Origin of the sequence: Devosia sp. LjRoot16 (assembly GCF_964252795.1) — a bacterium.
Taxonomy (GTDB): Bacteria; Pseudomonadota; Alphaproteobacteria; order Rhizobiales; family Devosiaceae; genus Devosia_A.
Genome location: NZ_CAXUPH020000004.1, coordinates 322,603 through 347,829, shown reverse-complemented (window position 1 = coordinate 347,829; position 25,227 = coordinate 322,603). Strand labels below are relative to the sequence as shown.

The window sequence follows — 25,227 nt, the reverse complement described above, 5'->3', positions numbered from 1 at the left end:
GAGGCAAGTGCGCAGCCTCGGTCATCTCACGGGCGAACGGCACGACCGCGGAGTCATCTCCGGTGGGTGGGGTCAGAGTCGGACCCACTACCGTTTCGGCACAGCGCGATGGGCGAAAGCCTAGACCGGCGGCATCAGGCCTTCGGGCTTGCGACGCTTACCCTTGAACGGCTCCATGCCCTCGTTGGCGAGCTGGTCGGCACGTTCGTTCATTTCGTCGCCGTTATGGCCTTTGACCCAGTGCCAGTTGATCTTGTGGCGCTGCGTGGCGGCGTCGAGGGCCTGCCACAGTTCGACATTCTTGACCGGCTTCTTGTCTGCGGTGCGCCAGCCATTCTTCTTCCAGCCGTGGATCCACTTGGTCAACCCGTCCTTGACGTAGTTGCTGTCGGTGTGGAGCTCGATCTCACACGGGCGTTTCAGCGCCGTCAGCGCCTCGATGGCAGCGGTCAGTTCCATCTGGTTGTTGGTGGTGAGCGGCGCGCCGCCCTTCAGCTCCTTGACCGTATCGCCGTATTGCAGCACGGCGCCCCAGCCCCCCGGGCCGGGATTACCAGAGCACGCGCCGTCAGTGTGGATGATGACCGAGTTCATGCGGCCGGCCGGTCGTAGCGATAGAACTCGACATCGGGGTGGCCGTAGCTGTCGCCGGTGTGGGTGTAGACGCCGCCGAGCTTGCGCAGCACCTTCAGCGAGGCCTCGTTGCGCGCGTCCGCCATGCCGAGGAAATGGTCGCGGTCGGTCTCGCGCCAGTACCAATCCCTGAGCCCGCTGGCCGCCTCGAGGACGTAGCCATTGCCCCAGAACTCCGGATAGAGCGAGTAACCGATCTCCGGGATTTCCTCGACCCCGTAGATACCGAAGCCGCAACGCCCCACCAGCACCCCGTCAGCTTTTCGCGTCACCCGGAGCTTCCCCATCTTCTGCCGCTCGAACAGGGCGATCCAGTGGGCGAGCGCCTGGTCCATCTCCTCGGCCGTCCATGGCCGACCATGTCCGGTGAGATAGCGCGCCACGGTCGGATCGCCATGCAGGCGGTAGAGATCGTCGATCTGGTCGGCGCGCCAGCCGGAGAGCACCAGCCGGTCGGTTTCGAGAAGCGTCAGGTCGGTCATGCTGCAGGCTGGGCTCGGAGTTCGCGGGGGAGGTTGAAGACGATGCGCTCGCGCTGTTCGCCACTGGCGCTGACCGCGATATCGAAGCGCTGCGCGAAGGCCTCGATCACTTCATCGACCAGGGTCTCGGGCGCTGAGGCGCCAGCGGTGATGCCGAGCGTCTTTATCCCTGCGAAGCGGTTCCAGTCGATCTTGTCGGCGCGCTCGACCAGCGAGGCATTGGCGCAGCCGACGCGCTGCGCCACTTCGACCAGCCGGACCGAGTTGGACGATTCGGGCGCACCCACCACGATCATCGCGTCGACATGCGGCGCCACCTGCTTCACGGCTTCCTGGCGGTTGGTGGTGGCGTAGCAGATGTCTTCCTTGTGCGGCAGCGCGATCGCCGGGAAGCGGCGGCGCAGCACGTCGACGATCGCCGAGGTGTCGTCGACGCTGAGCGTCGTCTGCGTCACATAGGCGAGCTTTTCCGGATCGCGCGGCACAAAGGCCTCGGCTTCCTCGACCGTCTGGATCAGCGTGATGGCGCCATCGACCAGCTGGCCCATAGTGCCGATCACTTCGACATGCCCGGCATGGCCGATCAGCACGATCTCGCGGCCCTCATTGTGATGTCGGTTGGCCTCGATATGCACCTTCGACACCAGCGGACACGTCGCATCGAGGAAGAACATATTGCGCGCCTTGGCGCCGGCCGGCACCGACTTCGGCACGCCATGCGCCGAAAACACCACCGGAGCGCCGGTATCGGGGATCTCGTCGAGCTCTTCGACGAACACCGCGCCCTTCTGCTTCAGCCCGTCGACCACGTATTTGTTGTGCACGATCGCATGGCGCACATAGACCGGCGCGCCGTAGCGCTCTAGCGCCAGCTCGACGATCTGAATGGCGCGATCGACGCCGGCGCAGAATCCGCGCGGCGCACACAGCGTAATGTCCAAGTGCGGCCTTGTTTGCATAGGAGAGCAGATGCGTTCAATGACCGGGCAAGTCAAGCTGTGAGCGCCGCGACCAAAGCGTACGGCACGCGATCCCAGGCGGGGTCTGAAGTGTGCAGTTGCGGCGCAACGGCCTGAACGGCAATATGTTTCGCTAAAGTTGGTCGGAAGGTGTCCAGGTGACCCTCGCAATGGAAATGTTCGCGATCGCGCCCGCCACGGGCAAGGCGAACCTTTCCGCCATCCAGGATGGGTTGTTGGTCGGCAAGGCGCTGTGGCTGAGCCGCGCCGCCAATGCCGGGCTACCCGTCGCCCCAACCATTGTGATCAGCCGCGCCGCCTGGAATGCGCTGCAGGAAGAGCGCAAGGCGCATGATGACCGGCTGCGGGTCCACTGGGTGGCGACGCTGTTCCGGCTGGTTGGTCGCAACGGGCGCCCGCCGGCCCTGGTGGTGCGCACCTCGAGCGCCGCGCATAGCGCTGGGCTGATGCCGGCCCGGCCCGGGCTGAGCCCGCCTGCCAACGAGGCTGAGTCGGTCGATCCGGCTCGGCCGCTGGCGCGGGCGATCTCCGACGCGTTTGCCTCCTACGCCAGCTTCGATCCGCGGCCGGAGCGCCAGATCGTCATCATCCAGGCGATGGCAGATGGCGATGTCCGGCAGTTCCTGACCCGCGACGCCCAGACTGGCGCGCTGGGTCCGGCGCCGGTGAACGGCACGCCATTCGGCCCGCTGCCGGCTTCGGCCACCGCCTTCGTCGATCTGCTCGATGCGGCGGCCGGCCAGCATCTGAGCTGTCTCGTCTCCGTCGAGGGTGACACTATCCGTCTGCTCTCGGCCCGCGCCGCGCCGGCTTCGGCGGCTGCCGAACTGGAGGCCGCCGTCGATCGCGTGGCGCGCGGACGCTGGACGCAGCGCGAGGCGGTGACCCATATCGATCCGGCCCGCCTGCAGCAGATGCTGCACCCGCGGCTGCGCTCGCCGGAAAGCGCCACCGTGCTCGCCAATGGCCTCGGCGTCTCGCCGGGCGCGGCGAGCGGCGTCATCGTCTTCAACTCCGAGGATGCGGCGCGCATGAAGGCGCGCGGGCGCCACTGCATCCTTGTCGTCACCGAAACCGGCCCCACCGACATCGAGGGGATGAAGGCGGCAACCGGCATCCTGACGGCGCGTGGTGGCATGACCAGCCATGCCGGCGTCGTGGCTCGCATCACCGGCAAGCCCTGTGTCGCCGGGGTGCGGACGCTCAGCGTCAACCTCGCCGAGCTGACCTGCCGGATCGGCTCGCGGGAGTTCCGGCAGGGCGATCGCATCACCATCGATGGTACCGACGGCTCGGTCTATCTCGGTGCGCTGCCGCTGGCCCAGCCGCATATCGGCGGCGCCATGGGCAAGCTCCTCGGCTGGTCGGACGCCTCGCGCCGGATCAAGGTGAGGGCCAACGCCGAGACCGTCGAGGCGGTGAACACCGCGCTGAGTTTTGGGGCAGAGGGTATCGGCCTCGCGCGTTCCGAGCACATGTTCTTCTCGCGCGAGCGCCTCGTGGCGCTGCGCCGGCTGATCCTCTCGGAGGATGCCGACGATCGCGCCAAAGCGCTGACCGGGCTCGTCGACTTCCAGACCGAGGACTATTCGGCGATCTTCATGGCGATGCAGGGCCGGCCGGTGACGGTGCGGCTGTTCGATCCGCCGCTGCACGAGTTCCTGCCGCGCACCGACGAGGACATCGACGAGACGGCTCAGTCGCTCGGTCTCGAGGTCCGGGCGCTGAAGCTGCGGCTCGACCGCATCGCCGAGATCAATCCGATGCTGGGCCATCGCGGCGTGCGGCTCGCCATCACCTATCCCGAAATCCTCAAGATGCAGATCGAGGCGCTGTGCGCCGGGGTGCGGGCGGCATCCGCCCGGCAATCGGAACCGGTGACGCTCGAAGTGATGGTGCCGTTCGTCTCGACCGTCTCAGAGGTGGTGGAGGTCAAGCGCCAGACCTATGCCATCGTCGAGCAGGCCGGCCTGCCGCCGGCAGCGCGGGAACGCTTCGCTTTCGGCACCATGATCGAGTTGCCCCGCGCCGCCCTCAGGGCCGGGGACATCGCCGAGCATGTCGACTTCTTCTCGTTCGGCACCAACGACCTGACTCAGACCACCTATGGCATCAGCCGCGACGATGCCCCGGCCTTCCTCTCGGCCTACCAGCGCAAGGGGCTTTACGACCTCGATCCGTTCGTGACGCTGGACCAGAAGGGCGTCGGCGAAATGATCACCATCGCCATCGAGCGCGGCAAGCGGGCCAACCCGAACTTGAAGATCGGCATCTGCGGCGAGCATGCCGGCGACCCGGCCTCGCTGTGGTTTTTCTCAAGGCTCGACGTGGATTACGTCAGCTGCTCGCCCTATCGGGTGCCGGTGGCGCGGCTGACTTTGGCGCAGTGACGGGCGGCATTTAAGTCAACCTGGCTGCCCCATTTCGCCTGCATATGGCCCAGCCTAGGCCATCTCAGGCCCGTCCTGACGCCAAATTTCCCCTGTTTACGGTCGGCTAACCCTAAACCCGCATTATCGCGAAAGCCGGCATTTGCGTCACAGTTTATCTAGATTGCCGGCGCGTCGTTTGTTGCGTTCGCGTGGATAGTAAAGCGTTCTGATGGCCCAGTACCGGACCACCCCGACGCGTCGGGCTCGCAATGAGCTCGCCGTGCTCAAGACATGCGCAGGTTTCGCGCTCGCAGTTTTCGCAGTCGCCGGCTTGACCGGCGCTGCACACGCCCCCGATGGCGGGTCGCTTTCGGCATACGAGGCCAGCTTAACGCGGCCGACCCTCAGTCGTTCCGGCACCGATGTGATCATCACCGGTTCGATCGACAACATTTTCCTGTCGCAAAGCTTCGTCGGCGCCAACCGCGCCATCAAGCAGGATCGCGCCCGCCCCACCGTGGAGCTGGCCGAACTAACCGCCAGCTTTGCCGATATCCGCGCCAAAATCGCCGCCGCCCGCAACCCCAAGGGGGTTACGCCGGAGACAGTTGAGACAGCGAAGGCGGACCTCTCGGACCTGACCAAGAGCGACACCAAGCTGCCCAAGGATATGCCGGTCGCCGTCGCCGCCCTGAACCCCGCCTGGACCTCGCCGGCGCTCGACGCCATCGAGGGGCTTGCCGGTACCGGCAGCGATGTGCCGATGCCGCACACCATGTCGCAGAAGCTCGCCTATGCGCGCGCCGACTTGCCGGCAACGGTGTTCGACGGTTCGGTGTTGAACAAGTCGGGCAAGAAGGTTTCCGACAAGGAAGTCTGGTGCATGGCCACGGCCATCTACTTCGAATCCCGCGGCGAGAGCTATCGCGGCCAGGTGGCAGTGGGGCAGGTGGTGATGAACCGCGTTGCCCATAAACTCTACCCCGACACCATCTGCGGCGTGGTGTTCCAGAACCAGAGTAAGCGCAACGCCTGCCAGTTCTCCTTCGCCTGCGACGGCATCCCGGAAAAGATCAACGACGACAAGTCGTGGAAGCAGGCCATGGCGATCGCCAAGGACGTGATCTCGGGCAAGGAATACCTGACCGAAGTCGGCTACTCGACCCACTACCACGCCACCTACGTCTACCCGCACTGGGCGCCGCGCATGAAGAAGAACGTGAAGATCGGCATGCACGTCTTCTACCAGTTCAAGCGCGGCTGGAAGTTCGGCTGATAAGTAGTTGTAGCAGGTAAGGTCCTTCGGTTTTGGACCACCTGGAAAGCCCCCAAACTCGATGTCATCCCAGCGAAAGCTGGGACCCAAGCATCCGCTTGCGCTGTGGCGAGTTGGGTCCCAGCTTTCGCTGGGACGACACCCGGTGGATGGGGTGACATCGGGGCCAGGCAGGCTGGCTACCCAACCACGCGGCTGGGTGCGGCGTCCCTCAGAACGTCGCCATCTTCCGCTTCACCTTGTCGATGAACCCCTTCAACCCAGCCTCGGTCTGGTTGTTCATGTCGTAGAGCGCCAGGTAGGTCGGCGGCATCAGGGTGCCGAAGGTGGCCCAGGCCCAGCGCCTGGCGAGGCGGCGCGGCGGGTCGCCCATGATCATGGTGCGGAAGCGATCGCCGCCATAGGTGGTGACGTAAGCGACCTTCCTGATGTTCTTCATCCCCGGGATCAGCTTGCCCTTGTCCGGCGCATCGCCGCCTTCGAGGACGAAGGCGACGCCCGGCAGGAAGATCCGGTCGAAAAAGCCCTTGAGAATAGCCGGATAGCCATAGTTCCACACCGGGTGGACGAAGACGATCTTCTCACAGGCGCGCAGCCGATCGACATAGGGCTTGATGATCGGCGTGAGGTTCCCCGGCACGTCGTGATACTCGAGCCGTTCGGCGCGGCTCATCGCGGCCTGGAAATCCTCTTCGTAGAGGTTGAGCGCATCGACCTCGTCGCCCTTGGCCCGCAACGCTTCGCACACCGCGTGGAACAGCGCGCGGTTGTAGCTGGTTTCGACCGGGTGAGCGTGGACGACGAGGACCTTCATTCGGCCGCGCCGCCGAGCGTGTAGAGGCCGGTGAACAGCCAGGTGCGGCCGGATTCGAAATCGAAATCCGGATCGTCCCAGGCGATCATCTTGCCGGGGTTGAGGATGCCTTTGGGGTCGGCTTCCTTCTTGAACTGCAGCTGCGCCCGGTCGGTTCGCTTCATGCCGCCTTCCTCGAGGGTGTAGCGGTGCGGGTTGAAGACGAGGCAGCCATTCTCCTCGTGCAGCCGGATGATCTCCTCGAGCCGTTCTTCCGAAGTGTAGCGGACGATCGGCAGGCCCGAGAACACCACGCGGCCGTCGAAGCGGGTCATCTCGATATGCATCGGCAGCTCGTCGCCGAACGTGTCGACCGCCCACTTCACATGTGCGAGGTCGGGGTACTGGGTCTGGAGGTAGGTGATGGTCGGATCGATCTTCAGCCCGCGCAGCGTGGTGTGGTTCCAGGCGAGCTCGTAGATCGGTGGCAGCTTGGCCTTTTCCTCGGGCGTCAGCGTATCGGCGCGATAGAGCAGATCACCCTCGTGGAAGGCGACGAAATCAACCAGCGCCGGGACCGCCGCCGGGGCTGCCATCAGCAGCACCACGGACTGCTCGCGGTTGCGGATATAGGGGCGGTGCCGGTTGAAATAGTCGTGCGCCACCGGCGCTGCGACCGGTGAGATTTCCTTGCAGAGCAGGCCATCCTGCAGCGCCACCTGCTCGGCGAAGGCGCAGGCATCGATGATCGAATCGAAGCCGACCATCATGTCGACCCAGTCGTAATGCGCGGTCAGCGGCATCTCGGCCTCGACGATGATGCCGTTAGTGCCGTAGGCGTGCGCCACCTTGAGAATGTCGGGACCGCGCAGGTCGAGGACGCGCGGCTCGGCCTCGCAGGTGACGACCTTCAGCCCCAGGATGTTGCCGAAATTGCGCAAGCCGCCCCAGCGGATCGAGCCGACGCCGCCCGAACCACCGGCGATGAAGCCGCCGAGCGAGGCCATGCGATAGGTCGAAGGATGGAAGCGCAGCTCGCCGTTGACCGCGTGGATGGTTTGCTCGTCGAGCTGCTCGAGGATGACGCCAGCTTCGGCGCGCACCCGGTCCTGCTCGATCTTGATCACCTTGTTGAGGTTCATCAGGTTGAGCATGGCGCCACCCGAGAGCGGCATCGCCTGGCCGTAATTGCCGGTGCCGGCGCCACGCGGGGTCACCGGCACGTCGTATTTGAAGGCCTCGCGCAGCACGGTGACCACTTCGTCGACTGACCGCGGCGAGACCACGATCTCGGCGGTGACCCCTTCGAGCTGCTGCTTCAGGCGCGGCGAATACCAGTAATGGTCGCGGCTCTTCTGCTGCACGATGCGCGGGTTGTCTTCGACCGGAATGTCGCCGAGAGCGGCGCGAAATTGAGAGATGTCCATCAGTTACTCCATCAGGTCGTCGAGTTCGCGATAATCGGGAAGGCTAGGATCGATCGCCTTGCCGGCGCGCAGCACGATGCGGTCATGTTGTGGGCGGGCATTGAGCTCGGTCCAGCTGCGCGCCCGGAACAGCACCAGATCGGCCGGCGCGCCGACTTCGATCACCGCTTTGTAGGTAAAGCCGGCATGCGTCGCCGGGGCCGAACCGACGGCGCGCACCCAGTCCCAGGCCTGGTCCTGCGGGTGGTCGAACTGCAGGATCCGCGCGCCCTCGCGCAGCACCTCGACGCCGTCGAGGTCGCCATAGGCATAGAAGGGGTCGCGGGTATTGTCCGAGGCGATGGCGACGACCGCGCCGGCCGCCTTGAATTCGTTGAGCAGCGTGGCGCCGCGGCGGATCGGGGTGCGCACGGTACCGTTTCCGTTGACCCGGTCCTGCAGGTAAATGTTGCACATCGGCAGCGAGACGATGGCGATGCCGGCTTCGACCGCCTTGTCGATGGTCAGCCGCTGGGTGCGCTCATCCTGCACGGTGAGGACGCAGCAATGGCCGGCCATCACCTTGCCGGTAAAGCCAGTTTCCAGCACCGCCTCGGCGAGATGCAGCAGGGCGTGCGCCGTCGGGTCGCCTGTTTCATCGGTATGGAGATCGAGATCGAGGCCAAGCTCGCCGGCCTTCTCGACCACCCGCAGCATGGCTTCCCTCGAACGCGCATATTCGGCGACCGAGCCGCCAAGGATGCCGCCCGAGGCTTTGACCTGCTGCGCCACGGCATCGAGCTCGCCGGGGTTGACCAGCGTGTCCGGCCCGACAATGGAGACGGCCTGCAACTCGATACGGCCAGCCCAGCGCCTGCGCATCTCTTCGAACAGCGCCCAGCTGATCTCGTGCTGCGGCGGCGCGCTGTCGAGATGCGTGCGGATCGCCGCAGTGCCGTGTGCATAGGCGCAGCGCAGTGCGAAATCGAAGCGGCGCTCGACATCGGCGGCGGCCCAGTTGCGCTCGCGATCGGCCCCGACGGCGAGCAACGCGCCGAGCCAGGTCCCGTCCGGGTTAGGTTTGCGCGGCCAGATATGGCCTTTGTCGAGATGGGTGTGGATATCGACAAAGGCCGGCAGGATCAGCCCGGCATCGAGATCGTGGCTCGGGCCGTCGATGGGCGCCGAGCCGGCCGGACGAATGGAGACGATGCGGCCATCGGCGATCTCGATGTCGACACTCTCCACCTCGCCGCTACCGACCTTGCCGCGCGCCGCGCTCGGGATCCGGGCGTTGCGTAGCGTTACAGTACCGGTCGATAGGGCAGGGGTGCCGTGCAAGCTCAATTCTCCCGCTTCAACGCGCTCTCGTGCCAGCGGTGGAGCAGCAGCCAGGAGATCAGGCTGGTGAGGGCGAAGATGGCGACGCCGGTGATCATCAACAGCACCAGCGCGGCGTAGAGGCGCGGGTAGTTGAGGCGATAGCCCGATTCCAGCAGGCGGAAGGCAAGGCCCGAACCGCGACCAGCCGAGCCTACTGCGAACTCGGCGACCACCGCCGCAATCAATGACAGCCCGCCGCCGATGCGCAGGGCTGCCGCGAAATAGGGCAGGGACGAGGGGAGCTTGAGGTAGATAAGCGTCTGCCAGCGGCTGGCGCCGTTGAGCTCGAACAGGTTGAGCAGGTTGTGATCGACGCTCTTCAGCCCCGCCACCATGTTGGAGAGGATCGGGAAGAACGCGACGATGAACGCGCAGGTCAAAAGAACCGTCTGCGGGTCCTTGATGTAGATGATCAGCAGCGGCGCGATGGCGATCATCGGCGTCACCTGCAGGATCACTGCGAACGGGAAGATCGCCAGTTCGATCCATTTGGACTGGACAAGGATGATCGCGAGCCCAACCCCGCCGATGAGCGCCAGAGCGAGCGCCAGCAGCGTAACTCTCAGCGTGACCAGCAGCGACGGATAGAGCGTCGGCCAGTCGGTAAAGAGCGTGGTCACGACGGTGAGCGGCGCCGGCATGATGTAATGCGGCACGTTGTTGACGGTGATGTGGAGCTGCCAGAGCCCGATCGCCAGCGCCACCATGGCAACTGGGATGACGACGCGCAGGATGCGCTCGGTCATGCTGGTCCGGCTGGCAACGATGGCGACGGCACTGTCGGTGCCGGCTTCGGAGGATTTGATTGCGGTTGCAGCGTCGCTCATTTGCCGGCCGCTCCGATCTCGATGGCTTCCTGCAGGGCGCGCGACACCGTGTCGGTGGTGGCGCGATACTCCTCTGAGGTGCGGTAGTGGGAGTCGCGCGTCAGCGAGGTCTTGATCGGCAGGTCGGAATAGACCTGACCGGGGCGGGCGCGCATGACGACGATGCGGTTGGAGAGGAAGGCGCTTTCGAACACCGAGTGGGTGACGAAGATCACGGTGATGCCGCTGTCGCGCCAGAGGCGCAGCACGTCGTCGTTGAGCTTCTGCCGGGTGATTTCGTCGAGCGCAGCGAAGGGCTCGTCCATCAGCAGGAGCTTGGGTTTGGTGACCAGGGCGCGGGCGATCGAGACGCGCATCTTCATGCCGCCGGACAGTTCGCGCGGATAGGCTTTGTGGAAATCGGCGAGGCCGACCGAAGCCAGCACGTCCATGATGCGCGGGCGCGCCTCTGATTTCGATACGCCGTTGAGGCGCAGCGGCAGGTAGACGTTGCTGAACACCGTAGCCCACGGCATCAGCGTCGGTTCCTGGAACACAAAGCCGATATCGCCCTTGGGCTTGCCGCGGCTGTCGAGCTGGCTCGATGGCCAGTCGATGCTGCCGGTGGAGGGCTCGCCGAGGCCGGCGATGATGCGGAGCGCCGTCGATTTGCCGCAGCCCGAGGGGCCTAGCAGCGACAGGAACTCGCCGCGCTGTACATTCAGCGTCATGTCCTTGAGGGCAAGAGTGCCATTCGAGAACAGTTTCGAGACATTGCGCATCGAGACCAGGACGCGGCCCGGAGCGGTGTCGGTGGCCGGCGCAGCGGCGAGAGTGGTATCAGTCAATGAAAGCACGCCCAGGTTAGGGTCGGAACGGCGCCGGCGGAATCGCCGACGCCGATGGCTCGAATAGCCGTGTTATTTCACGAGGTCTACGCCGAGGCCCTGGCAAACCAGCTCGGTCGTGAAAGCTTGTGTATAGTCGATGCCGGCTTCGTAGAGGCCAACCTTCACGCCCTCGTCGTAGTAGGCCTTCCAGCGGGCGTCGGTCATGCAGCCGATGCCCTTGGTCTCAGCGTCGCCCGAGATCAGGATCCCGTATTCCTTCATCTTGGCGATGGAATAGGCGATCTGCTCGTCGGTCATCTCAGGATTGTCGGCCTTGATCAGGGCGTTGCCGGCAGCGTTGTCACCGTAGAGGTAATTGTACCAGCCGATGATCGAGGCCTCGACGAAGCGCTTGGCGACGTCCTTGTTGGCGTCGAACCAGGGCTTCATGGTCTCAATCGTGGTCGAATAGGGAGCATAGCCCTGGTCGGCCAGCAGCCAGACGTCCGGCGCGAAACCGGCTTCCTTCTCGATCGAGTAGGGCTCCGAGGTCAGGTAGCCCTGCTGGATAGCGCCTTCGTCGGCAAGGAACGAGGCCGGGTTGAACTGGTACGGCTCATACTTTTCCTCGACGAACTCCGGCCAGGTCGCCTTCATCCACAGGAAGTAGGATGACAGCGCGTCGGCCGCGAGGATGTACTTGCTGGCGCCGGCCAGCTCCGGGAACGTCTTGTACTTGCCCGGGTGCGAAATCAGGATCTGCGGATCCTTCTGGAAGATCGCGGCCAGCGTGACCGTCGGGATGCCTTCCTTGACGCTGTTGATCGCGGTGGTGGTGCCGCCCATGTAGAACTGGATCTGCCCGGCCACCAGCTGCGGGCGCATCGGCGCCTGCGGGCCGCCCTGCGCGATGGTGACATCGAGGCCGTATTTGGCATAGGTGCCATCAGCCACGGCCTGGTAGTAGCCGCCGTGCTCCGCCTGGGCTAGCCAGTTGGTGCCGAAGGTTACCTTGTCCTGCGCCATGGCGCCGCCCATGCCCAATGCTAGCGTTACCACGCCAGCGGAAATGAGCTTGGTGAAGTCGATCATCGTTAGTCTCCCTGTTAAGGTATCCGCCGGGGCTTGTCCCCCGCCCGGCCGTTAGGCAAACTTCCGTGCCCGAGGGCACACGAACCATTCATTCCGCGCCGGATTGCAAAAGAAAAGCCCAAAATTGCGCCATTCAGCGAAGTGCCGCTGGAATAGGCAATACGGTTCAGAATGGGGCTTACATTCGCTGTCGTTTGACGCTTAGCTGAGCATACACATCGGGGGTCCTGTGCATAAGCCGCTTTCGCCTTCATCGATTCACCCCGCGTTCTCACAATACAGCCTCGGCATCGAGGTCAGTTCGCGCTCGCGCTACGTGTTCTGCTCCGGCCAGATCGGCATCAGGGCCGACGGAACGATTCCCCCCGATTGCGCCGGGCAGGCCCGCGTCTGCTTCGACAACATCGCCGCCGTGCTGGCCGAGGCTGGCATGGGATTCGGCGACGTGGTGAAGCTCAATGCCTTCGTCACCGGCCGCGAACATCTCGCCGAATACATGAAGGTGCGCAACGAGCTGTTCCCCGAACCGTTTCCGGCTTCGACGCTGATGATCGTCAGTGGCTTCGCCCGACCCGAGTTCGTCGTCGAGATCGAGGCGATCGCCGCGATTCCCAGCTGACTTCGAGGGCATTTTCGCCGTTTCCTTCAAACGGCGAAAAATGCTCCAAGTACTTGATTTGTCGCCCCCTTCGCGCTGCAAGAGACCTAAATGAGCTACCGCAAAATCTGGTGGAACGACTTTTCCGCCTTCGAATTCCATGGCATCGACCCCAACAAGACCATCGCGGTGTTCCCCACTGCCGCCATCGAGCAGCATGGGCCGCATCTGCCGGTGGGGACCGACACCATCATCAACCAGGGGCACCTCGACCTGCTGGTTGAGCGCGCGCCGGCCGACCTCGACATCCGTATCCTGCCGGTGCAGGCGATCGGCAAATCCAACGAGCACATCTGGCAGACCGGGACGCTGAGCCACACCGCGACCAACCTGATCGATGCCTGGACGCAGATCGGGCTCGAGATCGCCCGTGCCGGCGTCAAGAAGGTGGTGTTCGTCAACTCGCATGGCGGCAACGTTTCGATCCTCGACATCGTGGCGCGCGAGCTGCGGGTGCGTGCCGGCATGCTGGCGGTGAAGACCGGCTGGAGCCAGTACTGGCCCAAGGACATCTATTCCGACATCGAGAACCGCCACGGCATCCACGGTGGCGACAGCGAAACCTCGGTGGTGATGCACCTCAGGCCCGAGCTGGTGAATCGCGACAAGCTGCAGGATTACCCCTCGGTCGCGGCGCGCGACGAGCAGGCCTACAAATACATGCGGCCCACGGGAGCAACGAGCTACGCCTGGATCGCCAGCGATATCAACCCGCTCGGCGCGGCCGGCGACGCGCATCTGGCGACGGCGGACAAGGGGCGGATCACCGTGGAAACCGCGGTCGGCAGCTTCATCGAGCTGCTGCGCGAGGTGGAGCGCTACCCGCTGCCGGGGGGCCACGACTAGAGGCGTGGCTGCCCACGCCCTCGGTCGAGTTGCGCTCCCTCGGGCAACCCGCTAATCCCAGCCTATGCAGCAGTTTCACTCTCCCACCACTACGCTCACCCTCGACGGCAAGCCCATGAGTTTTGCGAGTCTGGCGCGGGTCGGCGCACGAGCGGTCTCTCTCGCAGCCGATGCCGCCGCGATGGCGCGGGTCGATGTCGCCCGCAAGGTGGTCGAGGACAAGATCGCGCGCGGCGAGGCGGTGTATGGCGCCAATACCGGCGTCGGCGCCATGAAGGATGTCGAGTGGTCGCCCGAGGAGATCGAGACCTTCAACCTCGGGCTGGTGCGGGCGCATCATTTCGGCACCGGCGCGCCGTTCCCCAGTTCCGTGGTGCGGAGCGCCATGGCGATCCGCGTCAACACCGCGCTGACCGGCCGCGTCGGTTGCTCGCGTGCGCTGGTCGATGCCTATCTGGCGCTGCTCGATAAGGACGTGGTGCCGGTGGTGCGGCGTACCGGTTCGATCGGCACTGCCGATATCGGGTTGATGGGCCAGATCGGCGCCGTGCTGACCGGTGTCGGCGAGGCGGTGTACCAGAACCGCCGCATGTCGGCTGAAGCGGCGCTGGCCGAGGCAGGGCTCCAACCCTGCCGCATGGCGCCACGCGATAGTCTCGCGTCGATCAGCGTCAATGCTGTGGGCTTTGCCGCCGCCGCTGAGGCGGTGCGCTCGGCCGCTTCGGCGATGCGCATGCTGCTCGCCACCGGCCTCACCACAGCCGGGGCGCTCGGCGCGTCGCGCGATCCGTGGAAGGCAGTGGCGCATGTAGGGACCGAGCGGGAGGCCGAGATCGGCGCCTGGCTCTACCACAACGCCATGGGCTGGGACTGGCCCAATGCCACCCATGTGCAGGATCCGCTGTCGCTGCGCATGATGGCGCAGGTGTTCGGCTCGGGCTTCGATACGCTGCTGGTCGCCGGCCGCACTGTGCTTGCTGCCACGGGCCGCACCGATGACAACCCGGTGGTGGTCGACGGGCAGGTGCTGACCTCTGGCGGCTCGCTGCCGCTCGACGTGACCATCTACTTGCAGACGGCGCAACTGGCGCTGGCCCACGCGGCGCGGAACTCGTTCAACCGCTGCGTGCTGCTGTCGAACGGCGCCCGGCGCGATCTGCCGATCAACCTGGTGCCGCGCGGTGCCATCGCCACCGGCTTCGGCCCGATCATCAAGCTGGCGGGCGAACTGTTCGCGCGCGCCCTGTCGATGGCGATGCCGGTCTCGGCGCAATCGCTGGTCGTCGCGGCGGGGCTCGAGGACGAGGTGTCGTTCCTGCCGCTGGTGGTTGAGCGTTTCGAGCGCCAGGTGCGGGCGCTGAAGCGTCTCGCGGCGCTCGAGGGGCTGCTTGCGGCACAGGCTATGGATATTCACGGCGACCGTCCGAGCGGTGTGCCGGCGATGATCTACGAGAAGGTCAGGCAGCACGCCGCCTTCTACGTGGTGGACCGGCCACTTTCTGCGGAAGTCGAAATCATCGAAAGCGATCTGGGTTCGGAACAGAGCATGGCGGAACTGATTTCCCACGCGCCCATTCCTGCACTGGACGAGTTTTTCGCGCTGGGCCCGGTCGCGTAGCATGCCGGAGTATGACTTTTCCTTGGCGCCCGTATAGGTTTGGCGCCAATTCCGGCTCAGGGACTGCACGGCCGGAACAATAAGGAGACCATCATGCTTTCGAAGAAACTGCTCGGCGCTGCTGTCGCGCTGGCCTTCACGGTGACCGCTGCGAATGCCCAGGTCGTCGTGTCGTCGAAGATCGATACCGAAGGTGGCTTGCTCGGCAACATCATCAGCCAGGTGCTGCAGGCCAATGGCGTCGCTGTGACCGAGAAGATCCAGCTCGGCGGCACGCCCGTCGTGCGCCAGGCGATCACCGCCGGCGAGATCGACATCTATCCAGAATATACCGGCAACGCCGCGTTCTTCTTCGAGAAGGCCGACGACCCGCTGTGGAACGACGCCGCCAAGGCCTATGCCGAGGCGAAGAAACTCGACTACGACGCCAACAAGATCGTCTGGCTGTCGCCCGCTCCTGCCAACAACACCTGGGCCGTGGCCGTCCGCAAGGATGTCGCCGACGCCAATAAGCTCGCGACCTTCAGTGAGCTCGGCGCCTATATCGCCGGCGGCGGCAACATCAAGCTGGCCGCCTCGGCCGAGTTCGTCTCGTCCCCGGCCGCTTTGCCGAAGTTCCAGGAAGTCTACGGCTTCACTCTGAAGCCCGACCAGCTGGTGACCCTCTCCGGTGGCGACACTGCGGCGACTATCGCTGCCGCCGCGCAGCAGACCAACGGCGTCAACGCCGCCATGGTCTACGGCACCGACGGCGGCATCGCTCCCTCGGGTCTGGTGGTGATGACCGACGACAAGGGCGTGCAGCCGGTCTACGAGCCGGCGCCGATCATCCGCGAGGCCGTGCTGCAGGCCAATCCGCAGATCGAAGAGCTGCTGAAGCCAGTATTCGCCAAGCTCGACCTGGCGACGCTGCAGACGCTCAACGGCCGCATCCAGGTCGGTGGCGAAGCCGCCAAGGACGTCGCCATCGACTGGCTGAAGACCAACGGCTTCCTGAAGTAAGCTGCCGCACGGTCAGTGCATTTTGGGGGTGGGCAGGACGACTGCCCACCCCTAGTGTTTTCGGCATGACGCGCATCGGCAATGACCACCGCCTGTCATCCCTGCGAAACCAGGGACCCATCGCCCAGCCCGCGCTGGCTGCGAGTTGGGTCGCTGCTTTCGCAGGGATGACATCGAGTATGGAGCGAGACCGGTGACCGACGCTGCGATCGCCGCACCGACACGAAGCTTCGCCGTCGATAAGCTCGGCGTGCTGATCGCCGCACTTGCTGCCATCGCTGCGTTCCTGCCCTTCGCCGCGTTCCGCGCCAACCGTATCGTGCTCGGGGAAGCCAAGGGCCTCTTCGCCGCGCTTCCGGGTTGGGAAGCGGCCGTTCTCGCCATTGTGCTGGCTGCCGGCATCGGCATCGCGCTGTTCCGGACGCCGACGCTGTGGCGGCTGGCCACCAGCCTCGTGGTGCTGGCGCTGCTGTTCGTCGCCATCGGCCACGCCGGCAGCTTCCTCACGCCGCCGGGTGACAAGATCGCCCGCGTCTCGCCCGGCGCCGGCCTCTGGCTCTTGATCTTTGCCTTCGCGCTGCTGGCGGCCGACGCCATCGCGCGGCTGAAGCTGAAGCCGTGGACGCGCATCGGCGTGCTGGCGGCGGTGGCCCTGTTCTTCGCCGTGCTGCTCGGCTCGGGCACGCTGAACGATCTCTCGATCCTCCGCGAATATGCCAATCGCGGCGATACCTTCTGGCGCGAGGCGCAAACGCATCTGGCATTGGCGCTGGGTTCGCTCGCCGCGGCAACGGTGGCCGGCATTCCGATCGGCATCCTCTGCCATCGCAGCGACGCCTGGCGCGCGCCGGTGCTCAATGTGCTGAACGCCATCCAGACCATCCCATCGATCGCGCTGTTTGGCCTCTTGATCGCGCCGCTCGCCTGGGTGGCAGCGAACATCCCGGGCGCTTCGGCCGTCGGCATCTCTGGCATCGGCGCGGCGCCGGCCATGGTGGCGCTGTTCGCCTATTCGCTGCTGCCGGTGGTCGCCAACACTGTGGTCGGCCTCGATGGCGTGCCGCCCGCCGCCAATGACGCGGCCAAGGGCATGGGCATGACCGACTGGCAGCGGCTGGTGACCGTCGAGTTTCCGCTGGCCTTTCCGGTGATCCTCACCGGCATCCGCATCGTGCTGGTGCAGAATATCGGCCTCGCCACCATTGCCGCGCTGATCGGTGGCGGCGGTTTTGGCGTCTTCGTGTTCCAGGGCGTCGGGCAGACGGCGATGGACCTGGTGCTGCTCGGCGCCGTACCCACCGTGGCGCTCGCCTTCGCCGCGGCTGTCGTGCTGGACGCAATTGTCGAAATGGTCTCACCCAAGGATACGCGCCGTGATTGAGATCGAAGCCCTCACCAAGGACTATCTCGAGCTGACCGTGGTCGACCACGTCGGCCTCACCGTCGCCGACGGCGAGATCGCGGTGATCGTCGGCACCTCCGGGTCAGGCAAGACCACGCTGTTGCGGATGATCAACCGATTGATCGAGCCGACCTCGGGCACGGTGAAGATCGATGGCCAGGATACCCGGGATGTGCCGGCCTTCGAGCTCAGGCGCCGCATCGGCTACGCCATCCAGGGGCACGGGCTGTTCCCGCACCGCACCGTCGGGCAGAACATTGCCACGGTCCCGACCCTGCTCGGCTGGGACAAGGGCAAGATCGCGGCGCGGGTCGATGAACTGCTGGAACTGTTTCAGCTGCCGGCGGCGGAGTTTCGCGACCGTATGCCGAGCGAACTGTCCGGCGGCCAGCAGCAGCGCGTCGGTGTGGCGCGGGCCCTCGCCGCCGAGCCAAAACTGCTGCTGATGGACGAGCCGTTCGGCGCGCTCGACCCGATCATCCGCGCCAAGGCGCAATCGGACCTGCTCGCCATCCAGAAGCGCTTCGGCACCACCATCGTCTTGGTGACGCACGACATGGAGGAGGCGATCCATCTCGGTTCGCGCATCGCCGTGATGGATAAGGGTAAGCTGCTGCAATACGCGCCGCCGGACGAGATCATCGCCCGGCCGGCAACGCCGTTCGTTGCCGAACTGATCGGCACCGGCGAGCGGCCGTTCCGGCTGCTGTCGCTGGGCAAGGTCCGCGACCTGGTCGAGCCCGGCCCGGCACAGGGCGAGCCGATCTCCGCCGACGCCTCACTGCGCGACGCCTATGCCGAGTGCCTGTGGACCGGCCGCGAGATGCTGCCGGTGGTCGATGCCGATGGCGCCAGCATCGGCCGCATCCGTCGCGACGACATCGCCCACAAGGCCGAGCGCCCGCAATGAAGCCGGGGCTGATCATCCGGCTGGTGGTTCTGGCGCTGCTGGTGGCGTTCATCGTCGCGCCGGAGAGCTTCGCCTGGGTGTTCCAGCCGCTGACCAAGAACGGCCAGCCGGCGATCTACGTGCAGAACTCGCTGCTCAACCTCACCGTAAGCCACCTGACCATCGTCGCCATCGCCACCATCGCCTCGACGTTGCTGGCGGTGGGTCTCGCCATTCTCGTCACCCGGCCATTCGGCGCCGAATTTCTGCCGTTGAGCCGCTCGCTCGCCAATATCGGCCAGACCTTTCCGCCGGTGGCGGTGCTGGCACTGGCCGTGCCGGTACTGGGCTTCGGCACCGCGCCGACGCTGGTGGCGCTGTTCCTCTACGGCCTGCTGCCGATCTTCGAGAACGCCCTCACCGGCCTCACCACCTTGCCGCCCGCCGTGACCGAAGCGGCCCGCGGCGTCGGGATGACCGACCGGCAGCGGCTGCTGGGCGTGGAACTGCCGCTGGCAACGCCGGTGATCCTCGCCGGCATCCGGCTCTCGGTAGTGATCTCGGTGGCGACGGCCACTATCGGCTCGACCGTCGCGGCCTCGACGCTGGGCGAGGTGATCATCGCCGGGCTGCTCAGCAATAACCTCGCCTTCATCGCCCAGGGCGGGCTGGTGGTCGGCGTGATGGCGGTTCTGATCTATGATGCGCTTTCGGCGCTCGAGCGGGCACTGATGGCCCGCACCGGCCAGCGCCGGCAGCACGCGTAGGAGCCAACATGTCCGATTTCGATCTCGTCCTCGCCGGCACGGTGGTGCTGCCATCCATGGTGGTCGAGGATGGCTATGTGGCGGTGCGCGACGGCAAGGTGGTGCATGTCGGCGAGGGGACGCCGCCGCACGCGCATGAGCGGCATTTGCTCGGCAAAGCGCTGATCCTGCCCGGCGCCATCGACGCGCAAACCCACTCCTTGAGCCAGAGAGGTCAGGAAGATTTCATCTGGTCGACCCGCTCGGCCGCGGCCGGCGGGGTGACCACCATTGTCGACATGCCCTATGACGAGGGCAATCTCGTCTGCTCCGCCGAGGCGGTGCGGATCAAGGTGGCGCATGCCGAGCCGCAGGCCCGGGTGGATTTCGCGCTCTATGGCACCATCAACCCGGAGGATGGTGCGAGCCGCATCGCCGAGCAGGCGGCAGCCGGCGTTGCGGCGTTCAAGTTCTCGACCTTCGGCACTGACCCGGTGCGCTTCCCGCGCATCTCGCCGCCGCTCCTCGCCGAGGCCTTCGCCGAGGTGGCGAAGACCGGGCTGACGGCGGGCGTCCACAACGAGGACGACGAGAGCGTCCGCGCCGCCATGGCCAAGGTGAAGGCCTCGGGCATCACCGACTGGCGGGCGCATGGTATGAGCCGGCCGCCGCTGACCGAATTGCTGGCGACACTGCAGATTTACGAGACCGGGGCGCAAACTGGGTGCGACGCCCATGTGGTGCACTGCTCGCTGAGCCGCGGCTACGACATCGCCGCCGACTATCGGGCGCACGGCTTCGGCGCCACCATCGAGTGCTGCATCCACTACCTGACCCTCGACGAGGAAAACGACGTCCGCCGGCTGGGCGGCAAGGCCAAGATCAACCCGCCGATCCGCCCGCGCGCCGAGGTCGAGGCGCTGTGGCGCCAGGTGGCGGCCGGCAATGTGACGCTGGTCTCGACCGATCACGTCAGCTGGTCGGAAGATCGGAAGACCAACCCGGACATGCTGGCCAATTCGTCCGGCGTACCGGGGCTCGAGGCCATGGTGCCGCTGTTCGTCAAGGGTGCCCTGGAGCGTGGCGTGTCGCTGACCTGGGCGGCCAAACTGATGGCGGCCAATCCGGCCAGGCACTTCCGGCTGGGCCAGAAGGGCGCGCTGGAGGCCGGCAAGGACGCCGACATCACCGTGCTGGTGGATCGCCCGATGGTCTACGACGCGGCAAGATCCGGGCACAATGTGGTGGGGTGGTCGCCGTACAACGGCATTGAGCTGCCGTGGACGGTGGCCGGCACCTGGCTGCGCGGGCAGCAGGTGTTTGACGGAACCACGGTGGCCGAGCCGGGGGCAGGGCGGTGGGTGCGGCCGTGAGGACGCTGACTGAGAGAGACGGCCCCCTCCCGGCCTCCCCCATGAAGGGGGAGGTGAAGAGCCGAGGCTGTGGCTTGATCGTGCCCAACACTCGATGCGGCACCTCCCCCTTCATGGGGGAGGATGGGAGGGGGCCGTCTCTATCGGTGTGCCACCAATGACCCGCAATCTCCCGACCCAGGAAGCCCGCATCGCCGAGGATATCGCGACCCTCGCCGAGATCACCGAGCCCGGCCGCCCTTACACCCGCCGCGCCTTCACTCCGATGTTCCTCCGCGGCCGCGAGTGGCTCGTCCGGCGCTTCGAAGCCGCCGGGCTGGAGACGCGGATCGACGCCTCCGGCAACCTGATCGGGCGGCGGCGCGGTCGCGCCGGCAGGGGCACCATCATGCTCGGTTCGCACTCCGACACCGTGCCCGATGGCGGTCGGTTCGACGGTATCGCCGGAGTATCGGCAGCGCTGGAAGTAGCGCGGGCGCTGGGCGATCAAGGCGTACAGCTGCAGCATGACCTGGAGATCGTCGATTTCCTCGCCGAGGAGGTGTCGATCTTCGGCGTCTCCTGCGTCGGTAGCCGCGGCATGGCGGGTGTACGGCCGGATAGTTGGCTGGATCGCGAGGTCGACCAGTTCACCCTGCGCGAGGGGATCGCCGAGGTCGGCGGCAATCCCGGAAAAATCGAGAAGCGCGAGGATATCGCCGCCTTCCTCGAACTGCATATCGAGCAGGGGCCGGTGCTGGAAGATGGCCACCTCGATATCGGCGTGGTCACGGCGATCGCTGGGATCACCCGGATCGAACTGGTGGTGAACGGTCGGGCCGACCATGCCGGCACCACCCCGATGGGCTCGCGCCAGGATGCGCTGACCACCGCGGCACGGCTGGTGCTGGGGATCGAAGAACTGGGCACGCTGCTCAGCAGGGGCAAGTTCCATTTCGCTGCGACCGTCGGTGAGTTCTCGATCGAACCCGGGGCAGCGAACGTCGTGCCGTCACGAGCCCGGCTGCTGATCGATGCGCGAGCCGAGCGCCGCGAGGATATGGAGCGGTTCATCGCCGAACTCACCGTACTCGTTAACGCCACGGCCGCCGCGACTGGGGTGGCGATAGAGCCGCCATTGACCATTTCCGACAATTTGCCAACGCCTTGCGATCCGTTCGTGCTTGATACGCTGGACGCGGCAGCCGTGGCCGTGGGCGCGCGCCATCGCCGTATGGCATCGGGCGCCGGGCACGACACGGCCTGGATGGCGCGGGTGACCAAGGCAGCGATGATCTTCATCCCCTGCCTCGGTGGCCGCAGCCACACGCCGGAAGAATATGCCGAAACGGCCGACGTGGCGCTGGGCGCCGCCGTGCTGCTGGAGGCGGTGAAGCGCCTTGACCGCGACTTGAAGTAAGGCCCTCTCACCCGGCCCTGCGGGCCGACCTCTCCCCCCGGGGAGAAGTGACGTTGGGGCCAGGTGGTGCCTCCGAACACCTCTCCCTTTGGGGGAGAGGTCGCCGCGAAGCGGCGGGTGAGGGGGCCTTTGGGTGTGATGGAGTAGCAAGTTGGGTCGCGTACTGACCGAGAAGGATGTGGAAGCCGCGGTGAAGGGCGGCTCCGTCTATGCCGCCGGCGGCGGGGGCTGGGCTGATCATGGCCGCATGCTTGGGCTTGCGGCGGTGAGCGTCGGCAAGCCCGAGCTGGTCGATATCGAAGAGCTGGAGCCGCGCGACTGGGTGGCGACTGCGGCCGCGATTGGCGCACCGGCCTCGACCACACCATGGGAGATGCGCGGCGTCGATTACGTCAAGGCCGTGAAGCTGCTCGAGAAGGCGCTGGGCGACAAGGTCCGCGGCCTGATGATCGGGCAGAACGGCAAAAGTTCGACGCTCAATGCCTGGCTGCCGAGCGCCATCCTCGGCACCAAGGTGGTCGACGCGGTGGGCGATATCCGCGCCCACCCGACCGGCGACATGGGTTCGATCGGCATGGCCGGCAGCCCCAAGAAGATGATCCAGACCGCCGTGGGCGGCAATCGCGCCGAGAACCGCTACATCGAGCTGGTGGTGAAGGGCGCGACAGCAAAGATCTCGCCGATCCTCCGCACCGCGGCCGACATGTCGGGTGGCTTCATCGCCTCCTGCCGCAACCCGCTGCGCGCCAAATATGTGCAGCGCAACGCAGCGCTCGGCGGCATCTCACTGGCGCTGAGCCTTGGCGAAGCGATCATCGCGGCCGAGAAAAAGGGCGGCTCTGCGATAATCGACGCCATCGTCAAGGCGACCGGCGGCACTATCCTGGTGAAGGGCGCGGTGACGAAGAAGGATCTCGTCTACACCAAGGAAGCCTTCGATATCGGCCGGTTCGTCTTGGGCGAAGGCGACAAGGCCGTCACCATCCACACCATGAACGAATACATGGCGATCGACGATGCCGGCGGCAACCGGCTCGCCACCTTCCCTGACGTGATCGCCACGCTCGATGCGGCCGGCCAGCCGCTGAGCGCCGGGCAACTGCGCGAAGGCATGTTCGTCTTCGTGCTGCACGTGCCGAAGAAGGTGATCCCGCTGTCATCGTCAGTGATCGACCCGGCGGTCTATCCGCCGGTCGAAAAGGCGATGGGGATCGAACTGGCCAAATACGCGCTTGATGGGGTGAAGCGGAAGAAGAAGGCTCGGAAGGGCTGGGCTTAGCCTCCGGTTCTGAGCACGTTGCCCCACCCTCATCCGGGCGTTGCCCACCTTCTCCCATCAAGGGAGAAGGCCCGACTGAGGTGCTGGTGGCGGACCCTTCTCCCCTTGTGGGAGAAGGTGCCCGAAGGGCGGATGAGGGGTGGCCCCCCGAGCGGTAGCCACGATAAGCTCGCCCACCATGCCAAAACCCAATCCCCGCCATCCGAATTTCCCCATTCCCTCCGGTCCGGTCCTGCGCGCCAAAGGCTGGCGGCAGGAGGCGTTGCTGCGGCTGCTCGAGAACGTGCTGGCCGTCGGTGAGGACCCCGAAAAGCTGATCGTCTATGCGGCGCTCGGCAAGGCGGCGCGGAACTGGGCGGCGCATCGGCAGATTGTCGAGGCGTTGACCACAATGGACGAGGACCAGACTCTGGTCATCCAGTCGGGCAAGCCGATCGGGCTGCTGAAGACCCATGCGCAGGCGCCATTGGTGATCATGGCGAACTGCAACATCGTCGGGCAATGGGCCAAGGCCGAGGTGTTCTACGAGCTCGAGAAAAAGGGCTTGATCGCCTGGGGCGGACTGACCGCCGGGGCGTGGCAGTATATCGGCAGCCAGGGCGTCATCCAGGGCACCTACGAGATCTTCATGCGCATCGCCGAGAAGCGCTTCGGCGGCTCGCTCGCCGGGCGCTTCATCCTCACCGCCGGGATGGGCGGCATGGGCGGGGCGCAGCCCTTGGCCGGGCGCATGGCGGGCGCGGCGATCCTCGACGTCGATGTCGACCCGGTGCGCGCAGAACGCCGCAAGGAGATCGGCTATCTCCAGGAGATCGCGCCGAACCTTGATGCGGCGCTCGAAATGATCGCCGCGGCAGTGCGCGACAAGCGGGCGCTGTCGGTGGGGCTAGTCGCCAATGCGGCCGAGGTCTATCCGGAAATCCTCCGGCGCGGCATCATCCCCGACATCGTCACCGACCAGACCAGCGCGCACGATCTCGTCTACGGCTACGTCCCCAAGGGCATGAGCCTAGACGAAGTGCGGCGGCTGCGGGTCGACGGGCAGGGACAGTTGATGGCGGCGAGCCGCGCTTCGATCGCCGACCATGTGCGGGCCATGCTGGGGTTCCAGGCGGCCGGCTCGGAAGTGTTCGACAATGGCAACCTGATCCGCACCCAGGCCAAGCAGGCCGGCGTCGAGAACGCCTTCGATATCCCGATCTTCACCGAGGCCTATCTGAGACCGCTATTCGCCCGCGCCATCGGCCCGTTCCGCTGGATGGCGCTGAGCGGGGAAGCCTCGGATATCGCGCGCATCGACGATCTGGTGCTGGAGATGTTCCCGGACAACAAGATCGTCACCAACTGGATCCGGCTGGCCCGGCAATACGTGCCGTTCGAAGGACTGCCCGCGCGCATCGCCTGGCTGGGGCATGGCGAGCGAACCGCACTGGCCCTGGCGGTGAACGCGCTGGTGCGGAGCGGCGAGCTGAAAGCGCCAGTGGCGTTCTCGCGTGACCATCTCGATGCGGGAGCGATGGCCCACCCCAACATCATGACCGAGAACATGAAGGACGGCTCCGACGCCATCGCCGACTGGCCGCTGCTCGATGCCATGCTGCTCACCGCCTCGATGGCCGACCTCGTAGTGATCCACTCGGGCGGCGGCGGGTATGCCGGCTACATGACGTCTGCCGGCGTGACGCTGGTGGCGGATGGGACCGAGGCAGGCGACGAGAGGCTGTCGCACGCGCTGACCAATGACACCTCGCTCGGCGTGATGCGCTATGCCGATGCGGGGTATGAGGACGCGGTAGATGAGGCGGAGAAGAAGGCGATCGGGTGGTTTGATCTGCGGGGGTGAAATCGTGGCTCCGCGCACCCCTTCGAGCTACGCTAGCTCGCTTCGCTCTCAAGCTCCGCTTGCCTCCCCCGTCGAGGGGGAGGTGCGGCATCGAGTTTGGTTCTGGCTGCTGCGCAAAC

The 25,227-nt window shown here is 65.8% G+C and carries 22 protein-coding genes; 13 read left to right on the top strand and 9 right to left on the bottom strand.

Annotated elements, in window-relative coordinates; translation table 11 throughout:
• Nucleotides 1-120: 120 nt before the first annotated feature.
• The 3 genes from rnhA to ispH are packed head-to-tail and all read right to left on the bottom strand — an operon-like array spanning nt 121 to nt 2,074.
• On the bottom strand, nt 121-594 hold the full coding sequence (gene rnhA / locus ACSQ23_RS19640) for a ribonuclease HI (protein WP_055885123.1): 474 nt from the start codon (nt 592-594) through the stop codon (nt 121-123).
• Complete coding sequence (locus ACSQ23_RS19635) at nt 591-1,115, bottom strand: GNAT family N-acetyltransferase (protein ID WP_436091603.1); 525 nt, start codon at nt 1,113-1,115, stop codon at nt 591-593. Before ACSQ23_RS19635 ends, rnhA begins: the two co-directional genes overlap by 4 nt.
• Nucleotides 1,112-2,074 carry a 4-hydroxy-3-methylbut-2-enyl diphosphate reductase gene (ispH, locus tag ACSQ23_RS19630; protein ID WP_436091602.1) on the bottom strand — a complete coding sequence of 321 codons (963 nt, stop codon included), beginning with the start codon at nt 2,072-2,074 and terminating at the stop codon, nt 1,112-1,114. The genes ACSQ23_RS19635 and ispH overlap by 4 nt, the downstream gene beginning before the upstream one ends.
• Before the next feature lie 170 nt (nt 2,075-2,244).
• Between ispH and ACSQ23_RS19625 the strand changes: the two genes are divergently transcribed.
• Together ACSQ23_RS19625 and ACSQ23_RS19620 are read left to right on the top strand one after the other, a co-directional pair.
• Entirely contained in the window at nt 2,245-4,485 is a 2,241-nt protein-coding gene (locus ACSQ23_RS19625; RefSeq protein ID WP_055885133.1) for a putative PEP-binding protein, read from the top strand.
• A gap of 313 nt (nt 4,486-4,798) precedes the next feature.
• Nucleotides 4,799-5,743: a cell wall hydrolase gene (locus ACSQ23_RS19620; protein WP_436091601.1), complete on the top strand. Its 945-nt coding sequence runs from the start codon at nt 4,799-4,801 to the stop codon at nt 5,741-5,743.
• A 211-nt stretch (nt 5,744-5,954) separates the two neighbouring features.
• Here the strand turns inward: ACSQ23_RS19620 and ACSQ23_RS19615 are convergent, their stop codons facing one another.
• From ACSQ23_RS19615 to ACSQ23_RS19590, 6 genes are all read right to left on the bottom strand, one after another.
• Nucleotides 5,955-6,557 carry an NAD(P)H-dependent oxidoreductase gene (locus tag ACSQ23_RS19615; protein ID WP_436091600.1) on the bottom strand — a complete coding sequence of 201 codons (603 nt, stop codon included), beginning with the start codon at nt 6,555-6,557 and terminating at the stop codon, nt 5,955-5,957.
• Nucleotides 6,554-7,966 (bottom strand): FAD-binding oxidoreductase, encoded by a 1,413-nt coding sequence (locus ACSQ23_RS19610; RefSeq protein WP_436091790.1) that lies wholly within the window; start codon nt 7,964-7,966, stop codon nt 6,554-6,556. Before ACSQ23_RS19610 ends, ACSQ23_RS19615 begins: the two co-directional genes overlap by 4 nt.
• The gene (locus ACSQ23_RS19605; RefSeq protein WP_436091599.1) at nt 7,967-9,283 is read right to left on the bottom strand and encodes a cytosine deaminase; all 1,317 of its coding nucleotides are present in this window, start codon (nt 9,281-9,283) and stop codon (nt 7,967-7,969) included. It lies immediately after the preceding gene.
• 2 nt (nt 9,284-9,285) lie between these two features.
• On the bottom strand, nt 9,286-10,152 hold the full coding sequence (locus tag ACSQ23_RS19600) for an ABC transporter permease (RefSeq protein ID WP_407065063.1): 867 nt from the start codon (nt 10,150-10,152) through the stop codon (nt 9,286-9,288).
• The gene (locus ACSQ23_RS19595; RefSeq protein ID WP_436091789.1) at nt 10,149-10,913 is read right to left on the bottom strand and encodes an ABC transporter ATP-binding protein; all 765 of its coding nucleotides are present in this window, start codon (nt 10,911-10,913) and stop codon (nt 10,149-10,151) included. Before ACSQ23_RS19595 ends, ACSQ23_RS19600 begins: the two co-directional genes overlap by 4 nt.
• Before the next feature lie 138 nt (nt 10,914-11,051).
• Nucleotides 11,052-12,053 carry an ABC transporter substrate-binding protein gene (locus ACSQ23_RS19590; protein ID WP_055885147.1) on the bottom strand — a complete coding sequence of 334 codons (1,002 nt, stop codon included), beginning with the start codon at nt 12,051-12,053 and terminating at the stop codon, nt 11,052-11,054.
• A gap of 229 nt (nt 12,054-12,282) precedes the next feature.
• Between ACSQ23_RS19590 and ACSQ23_RS19585 the strand changes: the two genes are divergently transcribed.
• From ACSQ23_RS19585 to ACSQ23_RS19535, 11 genes are all read left to right on the top strand, one after another.
• A complete protein-coding gene (locus tag ACSQ23_RS19585) occupies nt 12,283-12,672 on the top strand; it encodes a RidA family protein (protein WP_436091598.1) in 390 nt (129 codons plus the stop codon).
• A 90-nt stretch (nt 12,673-12,762) separates the two neighbouring features.
• Nucleotides 12,763-13,557: a creatininase family protein gene (locus ACSQ23_RS19580; protein WP_436091597.1), complete on the top strand. Its 795-nt coding sequence runs from the start codon at nt 12,763-12,765 to the stop codon at nt 13,555-13,557.
• Between the two features lie 115 nt (nt 13,558-13,672).
• On the top strand, nt 13,673-15,175 hold the full coding sequence (locus ACSQ23_RS19575; protein ID WP_436091596.1) for an aromatic amino acid lyase: 1,503 nt from the start codon (nt 13,673-13,675) through the stop codon (nt 15,173-15,175).
• A 93-nt stretch (nt 15,176-15,268) separates the two neighbouring features.
• Nucleotides 15,269-16,177 carry a glycine betaine ABC transporter substrate-binding protein OsmF gene (gene osmF, locus ACSQ23_RS19570; RefSeq protein ID WP_055997095.1) on the top strand — a complete coding sequence of 303 codons (909 nt, stop codon included), beginning with the start codon at nt 15,269-15,271 and terminating at the stop codon, nt 16,175-16,177.
• Between the two features lie 193 nt (nt 16,178-16,370).
• On the top strand, nt 16,371-17,558 hold the full coding sequence (locus ACSQ23_RS19565; RefSeq protein ID WP_436091595.1) for an ABC transporter permease: 1,188 nt from the start codon (nt 16,371-16,373) through the stop codon (nt 17,556-17,558).
• Nucleotides 17,551-18,489 carry an ABC transporter ATP-binding protein gene (locus ACSQ23_RS19560; protein WP_055885164.1) on the top strand — a complete coding sequence of 313 codons (939 nt, stop codon included), beginning with the start codon at nt 17,551-17,553 and terminating at the stop codon, nt 18,487-18,489. The genes ACSQ23_RS19565 and ACSQ23_RS19560 overlap by 8 nt, the downstream gene beginning before the upstream one ends.
• Nucleotides 18,486-19,235: an ABC transporter permease gene (locus ACSQ23_RS19555; protein ID WP_055885167.1), complete on the top strand. Its 750-nt coding sequence runs from the start codon at nt 18,486-18,488 to the stop codon at nt 19,233-19,235. Before ACSQ23_RS19560 ends, ACSQ23_RS19555 begins: the two co-directional genes overlap by 4 nt.
• 8 nt (nt 19,236-19,243) lie before the next feature.
• Nucleotides 19,244-20,587 (top strand): dihydroorotase, encoded by a 1,344-nt coding sequence (locus tag ACSQ23_RS19550; protein WP_055885170.1) that lies wholly within the window; start codon nt 19,244-19,246, stop codon nt 20,585-20,587.
• A gap of 157 nt (nt 20,588-20,744) precedes the next feature.
• Nucleotides 20,745-21,986, top strand: coding sequence for a Zn-dependent hydrolase (locus tag ACSQ23_RS19545; protein ID WP_436091594.1), 1,242 nt, complete (start codon nt 20,745-20,747; stop codon nt 21,984-21,986).
• Between the two features lie 151 nt (nt 21,987-22,137).
• Complete coding sequence (locus ACSQ23_RS19540; protein WP_436091593.1) at nt 22,138-23,265, top strand: DUF917 domain-containing protein; 1,128 nt, start codon at nt 22,138-22,140, stop codon at nt 23,263-23,265.
• Nucleotides 23,266-23,443: 178 nt separating this feature from the next.
• Nucleotides 23,444-25,108 (top strand): urocanate hydratase, encoded by a 1,665-nt coding sequence (locus ACSQ23_RS19535; RefSeq protein ID WP_436091592.1) that lies wholly within the window; start codon nt 23,444-23,446, stop codon nt 25,106-25,108.
• Nucleotides 25,109-25,227 lie beyond the last annotated feature (119 nt).